Annotated in this window: 17 protein-coding genes; 6 read left to right on the plus strand and 11 right to left on the minus strand. The window is 70.0% G+C overall.

The window, feature by feature from the left end:
• Positions 1–101 precede the first annotated feature (101 nt).
• Genes GPA03_RS06485 through GPA03_RS06495 form a run of 3 tightly spaced genes read left to right on the plus strand, consistent with a single transcriptional unit; the run spans position 102 to position 1,455 of the window.
• Positions 102–386 (plus strand): DUF3099 domain-containing protein, encoded by a 285-nt coding sequence (locus GPA03_RS06485; RefSeq protein ID WP_241681098.1) that lies wholly within the window; start codon positions 102–104, stop codon positions 384–386.
• On the plus strand, positions 383–586 hold the full coding sequence (locus GPA03_RS06490) for a hypothetical protein (protein WP_156251095.1): 204 nt from the start codon (positions 383–385) through the stop codon (positions 584–586). The genes GPA03_RS06485 and GPA03_RS06490 overlap by 4 nt, the downstream gene beginning before the upstream one ends.
• Positions 583–1,455: an SURF1 family protein gene (locus GPA03_RS06495; protein ID WP_156251096.1), complete on the plus strand. Its 873-nt coding sequence runs from the start codon at positions 583–585 to the stop codon at positions 1,453–1,455. The genes GPA03_RS06490 and GPA03_RS06495 overlap by 4 nt, the downstream gene beginning before the upstream one ends.
• On the opposite strand, the gene GPA03_RS06500 is transcribed toward GPA03_RS06495, so the two are convergent.
• On the minus strand, positions 1,428–3,026 hold the full coding sequence (locus tag GPA03_RS06500) for an ABC-F family ATP-binding cassette domain-containing protein (RefSeq protein WP_156251097.1): 1,599 nt from the start codon (positions 3,024–3,026) through the stop codon (positions 1,428–1,430). The two genes, GPA03_RS06495 and GPA03_RS06500, sit on opposite strands and share 28 nt — an antisense overlap.
• A 75-nt stretch (positions 3,027–3,101) precedes the next feature.
• Between GPA03_RS06500 and ypfJ the strand changes: the two genes are divergently transcribed.
• Entirely contained in the window at positions 3,102–3,977 is an 876-nt protein-coding gene (gene ypfJ, locus GPA03_RS06505; RefSeq protein WP_156251098.1) for a KPN_02809 family neutral zinc metallopeptidase, read from the plus strand.
• A gap of 79 nt (positions 3,978–4,056) precedes the next feature.
• Complete coding sequence (locus tag GPA03_RS06510; protein ID WP_156251099.1) at positions 4,057–4,893, plus strand: DUF4282 domain-containing protein; 837 nt, start codon at positions 4,057–4,059, stop codon at positions 4,891–4,893.
• A gap of 134 nt (positions 4,894–5,027) precedes the next feature.
• Here GPA03_RS06510 and GPA03_RS06515 read toward each other — a convergent pair whose 3' ends face one another.
• From GPA03_RS06515 to GPA03_RS06550, 8 genes are read right to left on the minus strand one after another with little or no spacing between them, the layout of a single operon-like run.
• Positions 5,028–5,393 carry a metal-sulfur cluster assembly factor gene (locus GPA03_RS06515; protein WP_156251100.1) on the minus strand — a complete coding sequence of 122 codons (366 nt, stop codon included), beginning with the start codon at positions 5,391–5,393 and terminating at the stop codon, positions 5,028–5,030.
• Positions 5,394–5,397: 4 nt separating this feature from the next.
• Positions 5,398–5,874 (minus strand): Fe-S cluster assembly sulfur transfer protein SufU, encoded by a 477-nt coding sequence (gene sufU, locus GPA03_RS06520; RefSeq protein WP_241681099.1) that lies wholly within the window; start codon positions 5,872–5,874, stop codon positions 5,398–5,400.
• Entirely contained in the window at positions 5,871–7,178 is a 1,308-nt protein-coding gene (locus GPA03_RS06525) for a cysteine desulfurase (RefSeq protein WP_156251101.1), read from the minus strand. Before GPA03_RS06525 ends, sufU begins: the two co-directional genes overlap by 4 nt.
• Before the next feature lies 1 nt (position 7,179).
• On the minus strand, positions 7,180–7,935 hold the full coding sequence (gene sufC, locus GPA03_RS06530; RefSeq protein WP_156251102.1) for a Fe-S cluster assembly ATPase SufC: 756 nt from the start codon (positions 7,933–7,935) through the stop codon (positions 7,180–7,182).
• 12 nt (positions 7,936–7,947) lie between these two features.
• Positions 7,948–8,286: a non-heme iron oxygenase ferredoxin subunit gene (locus GPA03_RS06535; protein ID WP_156251103.1), complete on the minus strand. Its 339-nt coding sequence runs from the start codon at positions 8,284–8,286 to the stop codon at positions 7,948–7,950.
• Positions 8,283–9,509: a Fe-S cluster assembly protein SufD gene (sufD, locus tag GPA03_RS06540; RefSeq protein ID WP_156251104.1), complete on the minus strand. Its 1,227-nt coding sequence runs from the start codon at positions 9,507–9,509 to the stop codon at positions 8,283–8,285. The genes GPA03_RS06535 and sufD overlap by 4 nt, the downstream gene beginning before the upstream one ends.
• Positions 9,509–10,969, minus strand: coding sequence for a Fe-S cluster assembly protein SufB (gene sufB / locus GPA03_RS06545; RefSeq protein ID WP_156251105.1), 1,461 nt, complete (start codon positions 10,967–10,969; stop codon positions 9,509–9,511). The genes sufD and sufB overlap by 1 nt, the downstream gene beginning before the upstream one ends.
• The gene (locus tag GPA03_RS06550) at positions 10,966–11,697 is read right to left on the minus strand and encodes a helix-turn-helix transcriptional regulator (protein WP_156251106.1); all 732 of its coding nucleotides are present in this window, start codon (positions 11,695–11,697) and stop codon (positions 10,966–10,968) included. Before GPA03_RS06550 ends, sufB begins: the two co-directional genes overlap by 4 nt.
• A gap of 188 nt (positions 11,698–11,885) precedes the next feature.
• Between GPA03_RS06550 and GPA03_RS06555 the strand changes: the two genes are divergently transcribed.
• On the plus strand, positions 11,886–12,848 hold the full coding sequence (locus GPA03_RS06555) for a COX15/CtaA family protein (protein WP_241681100.1): 963 nt from the start codon (positions 11,886–11,888) through the stop codon (positions 12,846–12,848).
• Between the two features lie 16 nt (positions 12,849–12,864).
• Here the strand turns inward: GPA03_RS06555 and GPA03_RS06560 are convergent, their stop codons facing one another.
• Together GPA03_RS06560 and GPA03_RS06565 are read right to left on the minus strand one after the other, a co-directional pair.
• The gene (locus GPA03_RS06560) at positions 12,865–13,482 is read right to left on the minus strand and encodes an NUDIX domain-containing protein (RefSeq protein ID WP_156251107.1); all 618 of its coding nucleotides are present in this window, start codon (positions 13,480–13,482) and stop codon (positions 12,865–12,867) included.
• Positions 13,475–15,193, minus strand: coding sequence for a CTP synthase (locus GPA03_RS06565; protein WP_156251108.1), 1,719 nt, complete (start codon positions 15,191–15,193; stop codon positions 13,475–13,477). Before GPA03_RS06565 ends, GPA03_RS06560 begins: the two co-directional genes overlap by 8 nt.
• Position 15,194 lies beyond the last annotated feature (1 nt).

The raw sequence follows: 15,194 nt of genomic DNA on the forward strand, positions 1-15,194 counted from the left end.
TTCCTCCGGTCGGTCTAGGGTGCATGAGCTCGCGTAGTCAGGTGATCGGCGCCCGCCCGAGAAGGATAGGCGGGCGCTCGAGCAGGCGTAATGTGGTCCAGGTGACGGAAGTCCATGCGATCACGTCGGCTGGCCGGAGCCACACCGACCAGCTGGACGACCGCACGCGCCGTTATCTGATCATGATGGCGATCCGGGTCGCCGCGTTCGTGGGAGCGTATCTGGCCGATGGCTGGCTGCGATGGACGCTGGTGGCCGCCGCCGTCATCCTGCCGATGATCGCCGTGATCATCGCGAACGCGGGCTCCGAGCGTCGGCAGATGCCCAACACCTACCTCGACGATCACGCACTGCCCGCCCGCCCTGAGGATCGCGAGGAGCAGTGACCGACCTCGTCTGCAGCTCGAAGGGCTGCCGCCAGGCCGCCGCATGGGGGCTGCGCTGGAACAACCCGAAGCTGCACACCCCTGAGCGGCGCAAGACGTGGCTCGCGTGCGAGGACCACAAGCAGCACCTCGAGCACTTCTTGTCGGCACGGTCCTTCCTGCGCGAGACCATCCCGGTCGCCGAGCTGCCGCACGAATGAGTCGGCGCTACTCCTTCCTGCGCACGCCCCGGTGGATCGGCATCGCCGGGCTCACCGTGCTGGTCGCGGCCATCTGCGTCACGCTCGGCTTCTGGCAGCTGAGCCGGCACGAGTACCGGGCCGACGCGATCGCGAGGGTCGAGTCGAACAGCACGCAGGCGCCGCTGCCCCTGACCGACCTGCTCACCTCGACCACCACACAGGTCGGTGACGAGCTGGAGTGGCGCGCGGTCACCGTGACCGGCCAGTACGTGGGTGGCCCGGTGGCGCTCCCGCAGCGCGGGGTCGAGTCGGGACCGGCCGACCACGCCCTGGGCGTGCTCGCGGTCGAGGGCCCCGACGGCGAGGACTGGCTTCTCGTGGTCGACCGCGGCTCCTACCCCACCGACGCCTTCGGCGACTCCACCGACCGCCTCGAGCTCCCCGAGGGCCAGCTCGATCTCGTGCTGCGGCTCCGCCCGGCCGAGGAGGCGAGCCCACGCGACGAGGTCGCCGGCCAGGTGTTCCGGATCAACCCCGAGCAGGTTCTCGCCGCAGCGGGCGGCGACCTGCCGGGCACCCTGGTCACCGACAGCTACGCCTGGGTAGTCACCGAGTCGCCGACGACGGCGAACCCACCCACGCCGATCCCGGTGCCGTCGCCGAACTACCGATCGAACCTGTCCTACGCGATGCAGTGGTGGACCTTCGGGCTGCTCGCCTTCATCGGGTACGGCGTCATGGCCCGCCGCGAGCGCGGCGCGCTGGATCGCGCGGCGGGTGTGGCGGTCGCAGCACCTCGACCGCGCAGGCAGACCGACGCCGATCTCGAGGATGCCGAGATCGACGCAGCACAGGCGACTCAGGCCAACGACACCAGCTCGGTGTAGGACTCGTTCCAGAGGTCCTCGTCGCCGTCGGGCAGCAGCAGCACCCGCTCGGGCTGCAGCGCCTCGACCGCGCCCTCGTCGTGCGTCACCAGCACGACCGCACCGCTGAAGGCCCGCAACGCCCCGAGGATCTCCTCGCGGCTGGCCGGGTCGAGGTTGTTGGTCGGCTCGTCGAGCAGCAGCACGTTGGCGGCCGAGACGACGAGCACGGCGAGCGCGAGCCTGGTCTTCTCGCCACCGGAGAGCACCCGCGCGGGCTTGTCGGCGTCGTCACCGGAGAAGAGGAACGATCCGAGCACGCTGCGCACCTGGGTGTCGGTGAGGTCCGGCGCAGCGGTCCGGAGGTTCTCCACGACGGTCCGCCCCATGTCGAGCGTCTCGTGCTCCTGGGCGTAGTAGCCGATCTTGAGCCCGTGCCCCGGGAGGATCTCGCCGGTGTCGCTGGCCTCGACGCCGCCGAGGATCCGCAGCAACGTGGTCTTGCCGGCACCGTTGAGGCCGAGCACCACGACCTTGCTGCCGCGGTCGATCGCCAGGTCGACGTCGGTGAAGACCTCCTGCGAGCCGTAGGTCTTGCTGAGGCCGCGCGCCTGCAGGGGGGTGCGACCGCACGGCGCCGGGTCGGGGAACCGGAGCTTGGCCACGCGATCGACCACGCGCTCGCCCTCAAGGCCGGAGAGCATCCGCTCGGCGCGCCTCATCATGTTCTGGGCGGCCACGGCCTTGGTCGCCTTGGCGCGCATCTTGTCGGCCTGCGCCATCAGCGCGGAGGCCTTCTTCTCGGCGTTCGCGCGCTCGCGCTTGCGGCGGCGCTCGTCGGTCTCGCGCTGGGTCAGGTAGGCGTCCCAGCCCAGGTTGTAGATGTCGAGCTCGGCGCGGTTGGCGTCGAGGTGGAAGACCATGTTGACCGTGGCCCGCAGCAGCTCGGTGTCGTGGCTGATCACGATGAAGCCGCCGTGATAGCTGGACAGGTAGTCGCGCAGCCAGATGATCGAGTCGGCATCGAGGTGGTTGGTGGGCTCGTCGAGCAGCAGCGTCTCGGCGTCGCTGAACAAGATCCTCGCGAGCTCGACGCGGCGGCGCTGCCCGCCCGAGAGGGTACGCAGCGGCTGGTCGAGCACCCGGGTGGGGAGCCCGAGGTTCGAGGTGATGCGAGCGGCCTCGCTCTCGGCGGCCCAGCCGCCCTGGGCGGTGAACTCGACGTCGAGCCGCGAGTACCGGTCCATGGCCTTGGCGCGGACGTTCTCGTCCTCGCTCGCCATCTGCTCCTCGGCCGCGCGGATGCGGCGCAGCACGCTGTCGAGGTCTCGTGCCGACAGCACGCGATCGCGGGCGAGCACCTCGAGATCACCCGTGCGGGGGTCCTGGGGCAGGTACCCGACCGAACCGGTACGGGTGAGCGTGCCGCCGGTCGCCTGCCCCTCGCCTGCGAGCACCTTCGTCAGGGTCGTCTTGCCGGCACCGTTGCGGCCCACCAGGCCGATGCGCATGCCGGAGTCGATCCGGAACGTGCTCGGCTGGAGCAGCTGGCGTGCGCCGATGCGCAGCTCGAGGTCCCGTGCCGTGATCACGTGGCACGAGTCTAGGCGAGGTCAGCCGACGTCAACGACCCCTTTGATCGCTGCCCATCGGTCTACTCTGCGGCCATGACGTTCAACGACGACGCTCGGCTCGACTCGAGCAAGGTCCGGCGTGGTGGCCGTGGCGGCACGGGTGTCGCCGTCGGCGGCGGCACGCTGCTGGTCCTGTTCCTGGTCTCGCAGCTGCTCGGCGTCGATCTGACCGGTCTGGCACCGGCGACCGACCCCGGCGCCGGCTCCGGCGAGGACAGCACCGTCGAGAACTGCGAGACCGGCGCGGACGCCAACGCAAACGTCGACTGCCGGATGGTGGGCGCCTACACCTCCCTCGACGACTACTGGGCCGAGGCGTTCCCGGAGCTCGGCGGCCAGTACGCCTCCCCGGGGATGTACCTGGAGAGCGGTACCTGGCAGACCGGGTGCGGCACGGCCTCGAGCGCCATGGGTCCGTTCTACTGCCCGCCCGACCAGAGCATCTATGTCGACACGAGCTTCTTCGAGGTGCTGACCGGGCAGCTGGGGGCCGACGGCGGTCCCCTCGCTGAGATGTACGTCGTCGCCCATGAGTGGGGTCACCACCTCCAGAACCTGGGCGGCATCATGGATCGGATCGACCGCCAGGACACCGGCCCGACGTCGGACGGCGTGCGGCTGGAGCTGCAGGCCGACTGCTTCGCGGGTGCCTGGGCGCAGAACGCGCAGTCGACGCAGGACGCGGAGGGCACCACGCTCCTGGAGCCGTTCACCGAGGAACAGCTGGCGAGCGCGATGGACGCCGCGGCCACGGTCGGCGACGACCACATCCAGTCCTCGCAGGGCGGCAGCGTCAACCCGGAGCAGTGGACGCACGGCAGCTCGGAGTCGCGTCAGAAGTGGTTCCTGCAGGGTTACGAGAACGGGCCGGGTGCGTGCGACACGTTCGCCGCCGGGGCTGACCTGTAGGAATGCCGCGCCGGCGGCGTCGCCGCACCGCTGACCCGGCGTGCACCCAGCCGGAAACGATGTTTGCGAGAATGACCGCATGACGACGAACCCGCCCCCGGAGCCCGACGAGTTCCAGACCCGCATGCGCCTGCCCCAGCAGGGCGACGTCGAGGACACCAACCAGTCCGGGACCCAGCGCGCCCAGCCCACGCAGCCCCAGCCTGCTCCCGACGAGACGCACCAGTTCGCGCCGCCGGGGTTCGCGAACGCTTCGCAGCCGCCGGCGGGCTACGGGGCGACGCAGCCGACCGGGCAGCAGCCCACGCAGACCTTCGGGCAGCAGTCGTTCGGTCAGCAGAGCCAGGCCCCGCAGCAGCCGCCGCTCGGCCAGCCGGGCTTCGGCCAGCAGGCGCCGCAGAGCCAGGCGCCCCAGCAGCAGGGTTGGGGTCAGCCGCAGCAGGGTGCAGGTGGTTTCGCTCAGCAGCAGGGCACCGGCGGTTTCGCCCAGCAGCCGGCAGGCGGCTACGGGCAGGACGGCTTCGGCCAGCAGCAGCCATGGACCAACCACCCGCAGCAGTCGAAGGACGCGAACCCGCTGAAGGCGGCCTTCGACTTCAGTTTCGGCACGTACGCCACCCCGGGCATCGTCAAGATCGTCTACATCGTCGGGATCGTGCTCGCGGTGCTGTGGTACCTGCTCGCGATCGTCGCTGGCTTCCAGGTAGGCGCGCCCCGCGACTTCGGTTTCGGTGTCGAGACCCCTGGCACGGCGGTACCCGGCGTCCTGGCGATCCTGTTCGGCTGGCTCCCGGCCGCGTTCTTCGTCCTCGTGCTGCGGCTCGCGCTCGAGCAGGTGCTCTCCAGCGTCCGCACCGCCACGGACGTGCGCGTGCTCCGGGAGCGCAGCGACGCCGACGCCGAGAAGGCCGACTGAGCCGCACCGCCCACCAGGTGGTGCACCACAGTCGTGGCGAGATGACGATGTGCACGTTCACATCGGCCGTTTCGGCCATCTCGCCACGACTCTGTGTCACCGGACCGGCGCCGGCGGCCGCTTGATGGCGCAGCTCAGACGTTGAAGCCCAGCGCGCGAAGCTGCTGGCGACCGTCCTCGGTGATCTTGTCCGGGCCCCACGGCGGCATCCACACCCAGTTGATGCGCTGCCCGTTGGTGAGGCCGTCGAGCGCGCTGGCCGCTTGGTCCTCGATCACGTCGGTCAACGGGCACGCAGCCGAGGTGAGCGTCATGTCGATGACGGCCTCGCCGTCGGGCTCGAGGTGGACGCCGTAGACCAGACCGAGGTCGACGACGTTGATCCCCAGCTCGGGGTCGATGACGTCGCGCAACGCCTCTTCGATGTCGGCGACGTCAGCAACCGCGGTGGGCGCGGTGTTCTCTGCCGGGGCGGTCGTGCCCTCGGTGCTCTCGCTCATGGCGTCATTCTCCCTTGCTTCCCTTGATCAACGCATCCCGCAGGGCCATCCATCCCAGCAGCGCACACTTGACGCGCGCCGGGTACTTCGACGTGCCGGCGAACACGGCCGCATCGCCCAGCTGCTCCTCGGCCTCGGCACCCAGACCCGCGCCGCGGCTGCGCATCAGCTCGCCGAAGAGCGCGGAGAGCTCCTCCACGTCAGCGAGCGAGGCGCCACCGACCACATCGGTGAGCACCGAGGTGGATGCCTGGGAGATCGAGCACCCCACGCCCTCCCAGGACACCTCGGCCACCGTGCCGTCATCGACCCGCACCCGCAGGCGGACCTCGTCACCGCAGGTCGGGTTCACCTGGAACGACTCCCCGGTCCCGGCCGCATCGACGTCGCCGGTCAGTCCGTAGCCGTGCCGCTCGCGCGCGTGGTCGAGGATCACCTGCTGGTAGAGCTGCTCCATCGCTCCGCTGCCGGCCGGGCTCATCCGCGTCCTCGCACGAAGAACGGCCGCACCTGGGCGAGCACGGCCAGGAACGCGTCGATGTCCTCGGGCGTGGTGTAGATCCCGGCGGAGGCACGCGCGGAGCTGGCGACACCGAGGCGTCGGTGCAGCGGCTGCGCGCAGTGGTGACCGACCCGCACGGCGATGCCGGCGTCGTCGAGGTACTGCCCGACGTCGTGCGGGTGCACGCCGTCGACGGCGAACGCCACCGTCGCGAGACGGTCCGCGCCATCGGTGGGGCCGAGCACACGAACATCGGGAAGCTGCGCGATACCGGCGAGCATCCGCTCCCCCAGCTCGGCCTCGCGGGCGGCGACGCCCTCCATGCCGAGCTCGGCCAGGTACCCCACGGCAGCGTTCAGCCCGATCGTCTGGGCGACCATCTGGGTGCCGGCCTCGAACCGCTGCGGCGGCGGCATGTAGGTGGTCTCGGCCATCGTGACGACCTCGACCATCGAGCCACCGGTCAGCACCGGCGGCATCGCCTCGAGCAGCTCCCGCCGCCCGTACAGCGCGCCCACCCCGGTGGGGCCGAGCATCTTGTGACCCGAGAACGCGGCGAAGTCGACGTCCAGCGCCCGCAGGTCCACCGGCAGGTGCGGCACCGACTGGCAGGCGTCGAGCACCACGAGGGCGCCGACGGCGCGTGCGGCTGACACGATCTGCTCGACCGGGCTGATCGCGCCCGTGACGTTCGAGGCGTGCGTGAACGCGACCACGCGGGTGCGCTCGTTGATCACCGAGAGCGTGTCGAGGTCGATCCGCCCGTCGTCGTCCAGGCCCAGCCAGCGCAGCGTGGCACCGGTGCGGGCGCACAGCTCCTGCCACGGCACCAGGTTCGCGTGGTGCTCGGCCTCGGTCACCACGATCTCGTCGCCCTGGCGCAGCCGGAGCCGCTCAGCGACTGCTCCGCCGCGCCCGAGGGTCGCGTTGGAGATCACGTACGTCACGAGGTTGAGCCCCTCGGTGGCGTTCTTCGTCCAGATGATCTCGCCGTCGTCGACACCGACGAAACGGGCGACGGCGGACCGCGCCTCCTCGTAGGCCTGCGTGGCCTCCTCGGCCAGCGCATGGGCACCGCGGTGCACCGCCGCGTTGCGCCGCTCGTAGAAGTCCTGCTCGGCATCGAGAACGCACTGCGGCTTCTGCGACGTCGCCGCGGTGTCGAGGTAGACGAGCGGCTTGCCGTCACGCACGGTGCGCTCGAGCAGCGGGAAGTCCGCGCGCACCGCTGCCAGCTCGGCAGCGGTGAGCGCGGGCACCTCGTGCGTGACGGCAGCACTCATGTCAGGCCTTGGCGAGGAACCGGTCGTAGCCCTCGGCCTCGAGCCGCTCGGCGAGCTCCGGGCCACCCTCCTCGGCCACCTTGCCGTCCACGAACACGTGCACGAAGTCCGGCTTCACGTAGCGCAGGATCCGCGTGTAGTGGGTGATCAGCAGCACGCCGAGCCCGGTGTTCTCCTTGGCGCGGTTGACGCCCTCGGAGACGATCCGCAGCGCGTCGACGTCGAGGCCGGAGTCGGTCTCGTCGAGGATCGCGAACGTCGGCTTGAGCAGCTCCATCTGGAGGATCTCGTGGCGCTTCTTCTCACCGCCGGAGAACCCCTCGTTGACGTTGCGCTCGGCGAACGACGGGTCGATGCGCAGCGCGTCCATGGACTCGCGGACATCGGCGACCCAGTGGCGCAGCGCCGGGGCCTTGCCGTCGATCGCGGTCTTGGCGGTGCGCAGGAAGTTCGACACCGACACGCCGGCGACCTCGACCGGGTACTGCATCGCGAGGAACAGCCCGGCGCGGGCGCGCTCGTCCACGCTCATCTCGAGGACCTCTTCGCCGTCGAGCGTGACGGAGCCCGAGGTGACCTCGTACTTGGGGTGGCCGGCGATCGAGTACGCGAGCGTGGACTTGCCCGAGCCGTTCGGGCCCATGATCGCGTGGGTCTCGCCGCTGTTGATCGAGAGGTCGACGCCGCGCAGGATCTGCTTGGGACCCTCGGGAGTCTCCACGGTGACGTGCAGGTCGGAGATGGTCAGGTTAGACACAGAGGACTTCTTTCAGGAATCGATGCGGTCAATGTCAATGAGCACCTGGTCGCCGTCGTAGGTCACGGGATAGGTGGGGACGGGGCGGACGGCCGGCAGGCTCTCCGGCTCCCCGGTCAGCAGACTGAAGGTGGAGCCGTGCAGCCAGCACTCGATCGACATGCCGTCGACCTCGCCCTCGCTCAGCGAGACCTGGCCGTGCGAGCAGATGTCGCTGATGGCGAAGTACTCACCGTTCTCGGCGCGCACCAGCGCGACCTCGACCAGCGAACCGTCGGCGCCGTCCAGCTCCAGGCGCATGGCCTCGCCGGGCTCGAGGTCGCCACGTTCGGCGACGACCTGCGCGGTCACGCCTCGACCCCGAGCTCACCCGACATGGCGACCTCAAGCTCGGCCTCGATCGCGGCGAGCATCCGCTCACCGACGGCGGGCACGCCGATCTTGTTGATCATCTCGGCGAAGAACCCACGCAGCACGAGCCGGCGGGCCGCCTCCTCCGGGACACCACGCGAGCGCAGGTAGAAGAGCTGCTCGTCGTCGAACCGGCCGGTGGCCGACGCGTGGCCCGCGCCCTCGATCTCACCGGTCTCGATCTCGAGGTTCGGCACCGAGTCGGCGCGGGCGCCGTCGGTGAGCACGAGGTTGCGGTTGAGCTCGTAGGTGTCGATGCCCTCGGCCTCGGGCCGGATCAGCACGTTGCCGATCCACACCGCGTGCGCGTCCTGACCCTGCAACGCACCCTTGTAGAGGACGTTGCTGCGAGTCTTGGGCTCGTTGTGGTCCACGAACAGCCGGTGCTCGATGTGCTGGCCGGCGTCGGCGAAGTAGAGCCCGAGCAGCTCGACGCCACCGCCGGGGCCCTGGTAGACCGCCGTCGTGTCGTGGCGCACCAGATCACCACCGAAGGAGATCGAGACGTGCTTGAGCTCGGCGTCCCGCCCGATCACCGCGTGGGCGTTCGAGTGGTGGACGGCGTCCCTGGCCCAGTCCTGGTAGCTCACCACGGTGAGCGCCGCACCGTCACCGACGACGATCTCGACGTTCTCGGCAAACGTCGCCGAGCCCTCGAAGAACGTCACCACGGTCGCCCGCGCGTGCGCGCCGACGCGGATCAGGGTGTGCCCCGCCGTCGCGGTGTCCTCGCCCTGACCGGTGACGGTCAGGAACACCGGCTCGGCGATCTCCGCCTCGGCGGGCACGTCGACCACGGTGACCTCCGCCGTCGACGCCCACACGCGGGCGCTGACGCGGTCGATCGGCACGTAGCCGGAGATGCCGCGGTCGCTGGCCTCGACCGGCCGCTGCTCGACCACGACACCCTCCGGCGCCGAGATCTCGACCTGGATGCCGCTGCCGTCGATCGCGGCGTCCTCCTGCAGGCCGCGCAGGCGGCGCAGCGGGGTGAACCGCCACTCCTCCTCGCGGCCGGTGGGCGCCTCGAACGCGGCCGGGTCCGTGGAGGCGAACCGGTCGGCGTAGCTGGCACCGGCCGCAGCGGGGCCGCCGTGGCTGTGCGCCTCGTCGGCACTGGCCTGCGAGTGATCGGTGGACAGCACAGGGTTGTCGATGGTCATCAGCCGACAGAACCTTCCATCTGGAGCTCGATGAGGCGGTTGAGCTCGAGGGCGTACTCCATGGGCAGCTCGCGCGCGATGGGCTCGACGAACCCGCGCACGATCATGGCCATCGCCTCGGTCTCCTCCATGCCTCGTGACATGAGGTAGAACAGCTGGTCCTCGCTCACCTTCGAGACCGTGGCCTCGTGGCCCATCTCGACGTCGTCCTCGCGGACATCGACGTAGGGGTAGGTGTCGGAGCGGGAGATCGTGTCCACGAGCAGCGCGTCGCAGAGCACGTTCGACTTGCTGCCCTCGGCGCCCTCGAGCACCTGCACGAGACCGCGGTAGGACGCACGACCACCCCCGCGAGCCACCGACTTGGACACGATCGAGCTCGACGTCTTGGGCGCCATGTGCACCATCTTCGAGCCGGTGTCCTGGTGCTGGCCCTCGCCCGCGAACGCGATCGAGAGCGTCTCGCCCCGAGCGTGCTCGCCCATGAGGTACACCGCCGGGTACTTCATCGTGACCTTGGAGCCGATGTTGCCGTCGACCCACTCCATGTTGCCGCCCTCGGCGACGGTGGAGCGCTTGGTCACGAGGTTGTAGACGTTGTTCGACCAGTTCTGGATCGTCGTGTAGCGCACGTTGGCGTTCTTCTTCACGATGATCTCGACGACGGCCGAGTGCAGCGAGTCGCTGGAGTAGATCGGCGCCGTGCAGCCCTCGACGTAGTGGACCGAGGAGCCCTCGTCGGCGATGATCAGCGTGCGCTCGAACTGGCCCATGTTCTCGGTGTTGATCCGGAAGTAGGCCTGCAGCGGGATCTCGACGTGGACGCCCGGGGGCACGTAGACGAACGAGCCGCCCGACCACACCGCGGTGTTCAGCGCGGCGAACTTGTTGTCGCCGCCGGGGATCACGGTGCCGAAGTACTCCTCGAAGAGCTCCGGGTGCTCACGCAGACCCGTGTCGGTGTCCATGAAGATGACACCCTGCTTCTCGAGCTCTTCATTGATCTGGTGGTAGACCACCTCGGACTCGTACTGGGCGGCGACGCCGGCCACGAGGCGCTGCTTCTCCGCCTCCGGGATGCCGAGCCGGTCGTAGGTGTTCTTGATGTCCTCGGGCAGGTCCTCCCAGCTGGTGGCCTGCTTCTCGGTGGTGCGGACGAAGTACTTGATGTTGTCGAAGTCGATCCCGGAGAGGTCGGCGCCCCAGCTCGGCATCGGCTTGCGCTCGAACATCTTCAGAGCCTTGAGGCGCAGGTTCAGCATCCACTCCGACTCGTTCTTGAGCATGGAGATGTTGCGGACCACATCCTCGGACAGACCTCGCTGAGCGTCTGCCCCGAACGTGTCGGGGTCGTGCCAACCGAAGTTGTACTTGCCGATCGACGCGATCGTCTCTTCCTGAGACATCTGCGTCGATCCGTCGACCTGTGCGTTCTGCACGGTCTGCGGCTCTGCCGTCATGAGGCATCCTTCCGGATCGGGATCTTGACAGGGATGTGCGTGGTGCAGACGTGCTCGCCGCGGGCCAGGGTGGCCAGCCGCTGCACGTGCACACCGAGGAGCTCGGAGAACGCACGGGTCTCCGCCTCGCACAGCTCGGGGTGGGCCTCCGCGACGTGGAGCACGGGGCAGTGGCCCTGGCAGACCTGGACGGCGATGCCGCCCGGGACGGGACGTGCTGTCGCAGCGTAGCCATCCGCGGCGAGCAGCTCGGCGAGCGTCTCGGCGCGGGCACTGAGGTCGTCGCCCGCAGCGGCGATCGCGTCGGCGTACCGGGCGACCAGCGCGTCGGAGCGCGCGTTGGCGAACGCGACGATGCCCTCCTCGCCGAGGCTGTTCTTGATCTGGTCGAGTGCCGCGAGGGCCGCCTGTGCGTACGCGGTGCCGAGCTGGGCGTGCGCAGAGGCTGCACCCACGTACTTGCGGGCCGGTCGGCCACGACCACGCTTGGCCACCGGGACGTCGTCGCGCGCCTCGACCTGCCCCTCGCTCTCGAGCGTGGTCAGGTGACGTCGAACCGCAGCGGACGTCAGGTCGAGCCGGCGTGCCAGCTCGGCGGCGCTGATCGGGCCCAGCTCCACGATGAGGCGCAGCACGCGGTCGCGTGTGGTGGCCTCCTCGGCGGCGACCGCGTCGACCTCGTCGGTCTCGCGATCGATGGTGCGGGACTCGGCGGTAGGGATCGTCATCGCTTCTCCTCTCGCCTCGAAGTACGAGCGCACCAGGGCCCAGGCACACAGCCGGACAGCGCCCGCGATTTACACAACATTGTCTGTTGCCAAATTGTTTCTCGCAAGCAAGGCGGGCCTAAGTGGCATGCGTCACGCGTGCCGTTCCCGCGCATCTCCAGACTCCGGTCCCGGGCTACCGTAGAGCCGTGTCCACCGCCGTCGAGCCCCGTCCGTCCGCCCCAGGGGAGCCGCACCTGGCGCACGCTCGGCTACGCCGCTGGACAGGCGCCGTCGTGCTGGCGAACCTCATCGGTCAGGTCCTCATCATCGGGACCGGCGGCGCCGTGCGTCTGACCGGCTCCGGGCTCGGATGCTCGACGTGGCCGCAGTGCGAGCCGGGCAGCTTCGTCCCGGTCATCCACCCGGACATGGAGTTCCACGTCTTCGTCGAGTACGGCAACCGAATGGTCGGGGCGCTGCTGGGCATGGTGGGGATCGCGCTGGTGATCCTGATGACGCTGGCGGTGCGGCGGCTCGGGCGCGCCGTGGTGCTGCGGAGGATGGCCTACGCCGTGCTCGCCGTCGTGATCCTGCAGGGCATCATCGGGGGCGTCTCGGTCTGGATCGACCTGCATCCCGCGATCGTCGGCTCGCACTTCCTGATCTCGGGCGCGCTGGTGGTGCTCTCGACCGTGCTCGCGGTGCGCTGGTTCGAGCCCGACTCCGCGACCGCACCCCTCGGCTCGCCCCCGCTGCGCTGGTGGGCATGGGCGACGGCGGGCCTCGCGGCCGTCGTCGTCGTGCTCGGCGTGGTGGTCACGGGTGCTGGCCCGCACTCGGGCGACGACGAGGTCGGCTACCGGTTCGCGGTGGACCCGTACCTCATCGCGAGGGCGCACGCGGGCGCCGTGTGGGTGTTCCTCGCCGTGCTGGCCGTGACGATCGTCGTGGCGTTCCGCTCGCGCCCGCCGCTGCCGCAGGTGCGCCGCTGGGGCCTCGTGCTGCTCGGCATCACGCTGCTGCAGGGTGTGATCGGGTACGTCCAGTTCTTCAACGGCCTGCCCGAGCTGCTCGTGGGCATCCACATGATCGGTGCCGCGCTGCTGCTCATCGCGACCACGCGGTTCGTGCTGACGCTGCGCGCGCCGATCGCTCACTCCCCCGGCTGAGGGTCGGGCACTCGCCTCAGAGCGACCAGGGAGCGTCGGCGGCCCGGAGCTGGCGCCAGCCGCCCTCCCGAGCGGCGTGCGCGGCGAGGATCCCGACGACGGCGCTGGGGTTGTGAAGCAGCCCCGCCTGGATCAGGCCCACCGCCTCGGCCAGCGGCACCCACGAGGTCGCCATGCCGAGCTCCTCCTCGGAGCGCTCGTGCCGGTCGCCCTCGGGGACCTCGGTGAGGCCGCGAGCGAGGAACACTCGCAGACCTTCGTCGGACCCGCCCGGTGTCGTGAAGTAGTCGGCAAGGGTGTGCCAGCTGCCCGCGGTCAGGTCCGCCTCCTCCGCGAGCTCGCGCTGCGCGGCGACCACCAGCGGCTCCCCCGGCACGTCGAGAAGCCCGGCGGGGACCTCCCACAGGTAGGCCCGCACCGGGTGCCTGTACTGGCGGATCAGCAGCACGCGCTCGTCGTCGTCGAGCACCACCACGGCCACCGCACCCGGGTGCCGGACGAACTCACGCGTGACCGTTCCCCCGTCGCCGAGGTCGACGTCCTCGGTCACGAGGTCGAACACCCTGCCGGCGTGCAGCACGCCGGCGGACGTGGTCGGCAGCTGGGCCGACTCGTCCCGCAGCCGCTCAGTCATCGGCGCGCTCGTGCGCCGGCGGCGGCACCTCGAGCAGGCGCGACTCCCGCTGACGATCCAGTGCCGCTCCCACGAGCCCCTTGAACAACGGGTGGGCCCGGGTGGGCCGCGACTTGAACTCCGGGTGCGCCTGCGTGGAGACGTAGTACGGGTGCTGCTCGCGGTCGAGCTCCACGAACTCCACGAGCGAGGAGTCGGGCGAACGCCCGGAGATCTTCAGACCGGCTTCCTCGAGCTGGTCGCGATAGCCGTTGTTGACCTCGTAGCGGTGGCGGTGTCGCTCGCTGACCTTCTCGGATCCGTAGGTCTCGGCGACGAGCGAACCCGGGGTCAGCACGGCGTCGTAACGCCCCAGGCGCATCGTGCCGCCGAGATCACCCTCGCCGTCGACGAACGCGAGCTGCTCCTCCATCGTGGCCACGACCGGGTCCGGTGTGCTCGGGTCGAACTCGGTCGAGGATGCCTTCTCGAGCCCCAGCACGTTCCGTGCGAACTCGATGACCATGCACTGCAGGCCGAGGCAGATGCCGAGCGTCGGGATCTGGTGCTCGCGCGCCCAGCGGAGCGCGCCGAGCTTGCCCTCGATCCCCCGCACGCCGAAGCCGCCGGGCACCAGGACGCCGTCGACCCCGGCGAGCGCCTTGCGGGCGCCGGCCTCGGTCTGGCAGTCGTCGGAGGGAACCCAGCGGATCTGGACCCGCGTGTTGGTCGCGAAGCCGCCCGCGCGGAGCGCCTCGGTGACCGACAGGTACGCGTCGGGCAGGTCGATGTACTTGCCCACGAGCGCGATCTCGACCTCGTCCGCGGGGTGGTGCACCCGCTCGAGCAACGTGTGCCACTGGTCCCACTCGACATCGCGGAACGGCAGGTCGAGGCGGCGGATCACGTAGGCGTCGAGGCCCTCGCTGTGCAGCACCTTGGGGATGTCGTAGATGCTCGGCGCGTCGACGCAGGTGATGACCGCGTCGCGGTCCACGTCGCACATCGCGGCGATCTTGCCCTTGACCGACTCCGGGATGTCGCGATCCGCACGGCACACGATCGCGTCGGGCTGGATGCCGATGCTGCGCAGCGCGGCGACCGAGTGCTGCGTGGGCTTGGTCTTCAGCTCGCCGCTGGGCCCGAGGTAGGGCACCAGCGAGACGTGCACGAAGAACACGTTGTCGCGTCCCACGTCCTGTCGGACCTGGCGTGCGGCCTCCAGGAACGGCTGGCTCTCGATGTCGCCGACCGTGCCACCGATCTCGGTGATGATCACGTCGGGCGCCTTGCCGACGGCGGGGCTCGCCTGGGCGCGCATCCGCGCCTTGATCTCGTCGGTGATGTGCGGGATGACCTGCACCGTGTCCCCGAGGTACTCCCCGCGGCGCTCCTTGGCGATCACCGAGGAGTACACGACGCCGGTCGTGACGTTGGCGCCCGCGTCGAGATTGACGTCGAGGAACCGCTCGTAGTGACCGATGTCGAGGTCGGTCTCGGCGCCGTCCTCGGTGACGAAGACCTCGCCGTGCTGGAACGGGTTCATCGTCCCGGGGTCCACGTTGAGGTACGGGTCGAGCTTCTGCATCGTCACCCGCAGCCCGCGTGCGCGGAGCAGATGTCCGAGGCTGGACGCCGTCAGGCCCTTGCCTAGGGACGACGCCACGCCGCCTGTGACGAAGATGTGCCGGGGGCTGTGGCGGCCGGGACGCCGCTCAGAAGAGGTCACCACG

Origin of the sequence: Pseudactinotalea terrae (genome assembly GCF_009733845.1) — a bacterium.
In the GTDB taxonomy this organism is placed as follows: Bacteria; Actinomycetota; Actinomycetes; order Actinomycetales; family Beutenbergiaceae; genus Pseudactinotalea; species Pseudactinotalea terrae.

Bases quoted from the DNA above. Each gene is read 5' to 3' on its own strand.
- GPA03_RS06495 (WP_156251096.1), top strand. From the start codon at position 583: ATGAGTCGGCGCTACTCCTTCCTGCGCACGCCCCGGTGGATCGGCATC.
- ypfJ (WP_156251098.1), top strand. From the start codon at position 3,102: ATGACGTTCAACGACGACGCTCGGCTCGACTCGAGCAAGGTCCGGCGT.
- GPA03_RS06510 (WP_156251099.1), top strand. From the start codon at position 4,057: ATGACGACGAACCCGCCCCCGGAGCCCGACGAGTTCCAGACCCGCATG.
- GPA03_RS06515 (WP_156251100.1), bottom strand. From the start codon at position 5,393: ATGAGCGAGAGCACCGAGGGCACGACCGCCCCGGCAGAGAACACCGCG.
- sufU (WP_241681099.1), bottom strand. From the start codon at position 5,874: ATGAGCCCGGCCGGCAGCGGAGCGATGGAGCAGCTCTACCAGCAGGTG.
- GPA03_RS06525 (WP_156251101.1), bottom strand. From the start codon at position 7,178: ATGAGTGCTGCCGTCACGCACGAGGTGCCCGCGCTCACCGCTGCCGAG.
- sufD (WP_156251104.1), bottom strand. From the start codon at position 9,509: ATGACCATCGACAACCCTGTGCTGTCCACCGATCACTCGCAGGCCAGT.
- sufB (WP_156251105.1), bottom strand. From the start codon at position 10,969: ATGACGGCAGAGCCGCAGACCGTGCAGAACGCACAGGTCGACGGATCG.
- GPA03_RS06550 (WP_156251106.1), bottom strand. From the start codon at position 11,697: ATGACGATCCCTACCGCCGAGTCCCGCACCATCGATCGCGAGACCGAC.
- GPA03_RS06560 (WP_156251107.1), bottom strand. From the start codon at position 13,482: ATGACTGAGCGGCTGCGGGACGAGTCGGCCCAGCTGCCGACCACGTCC.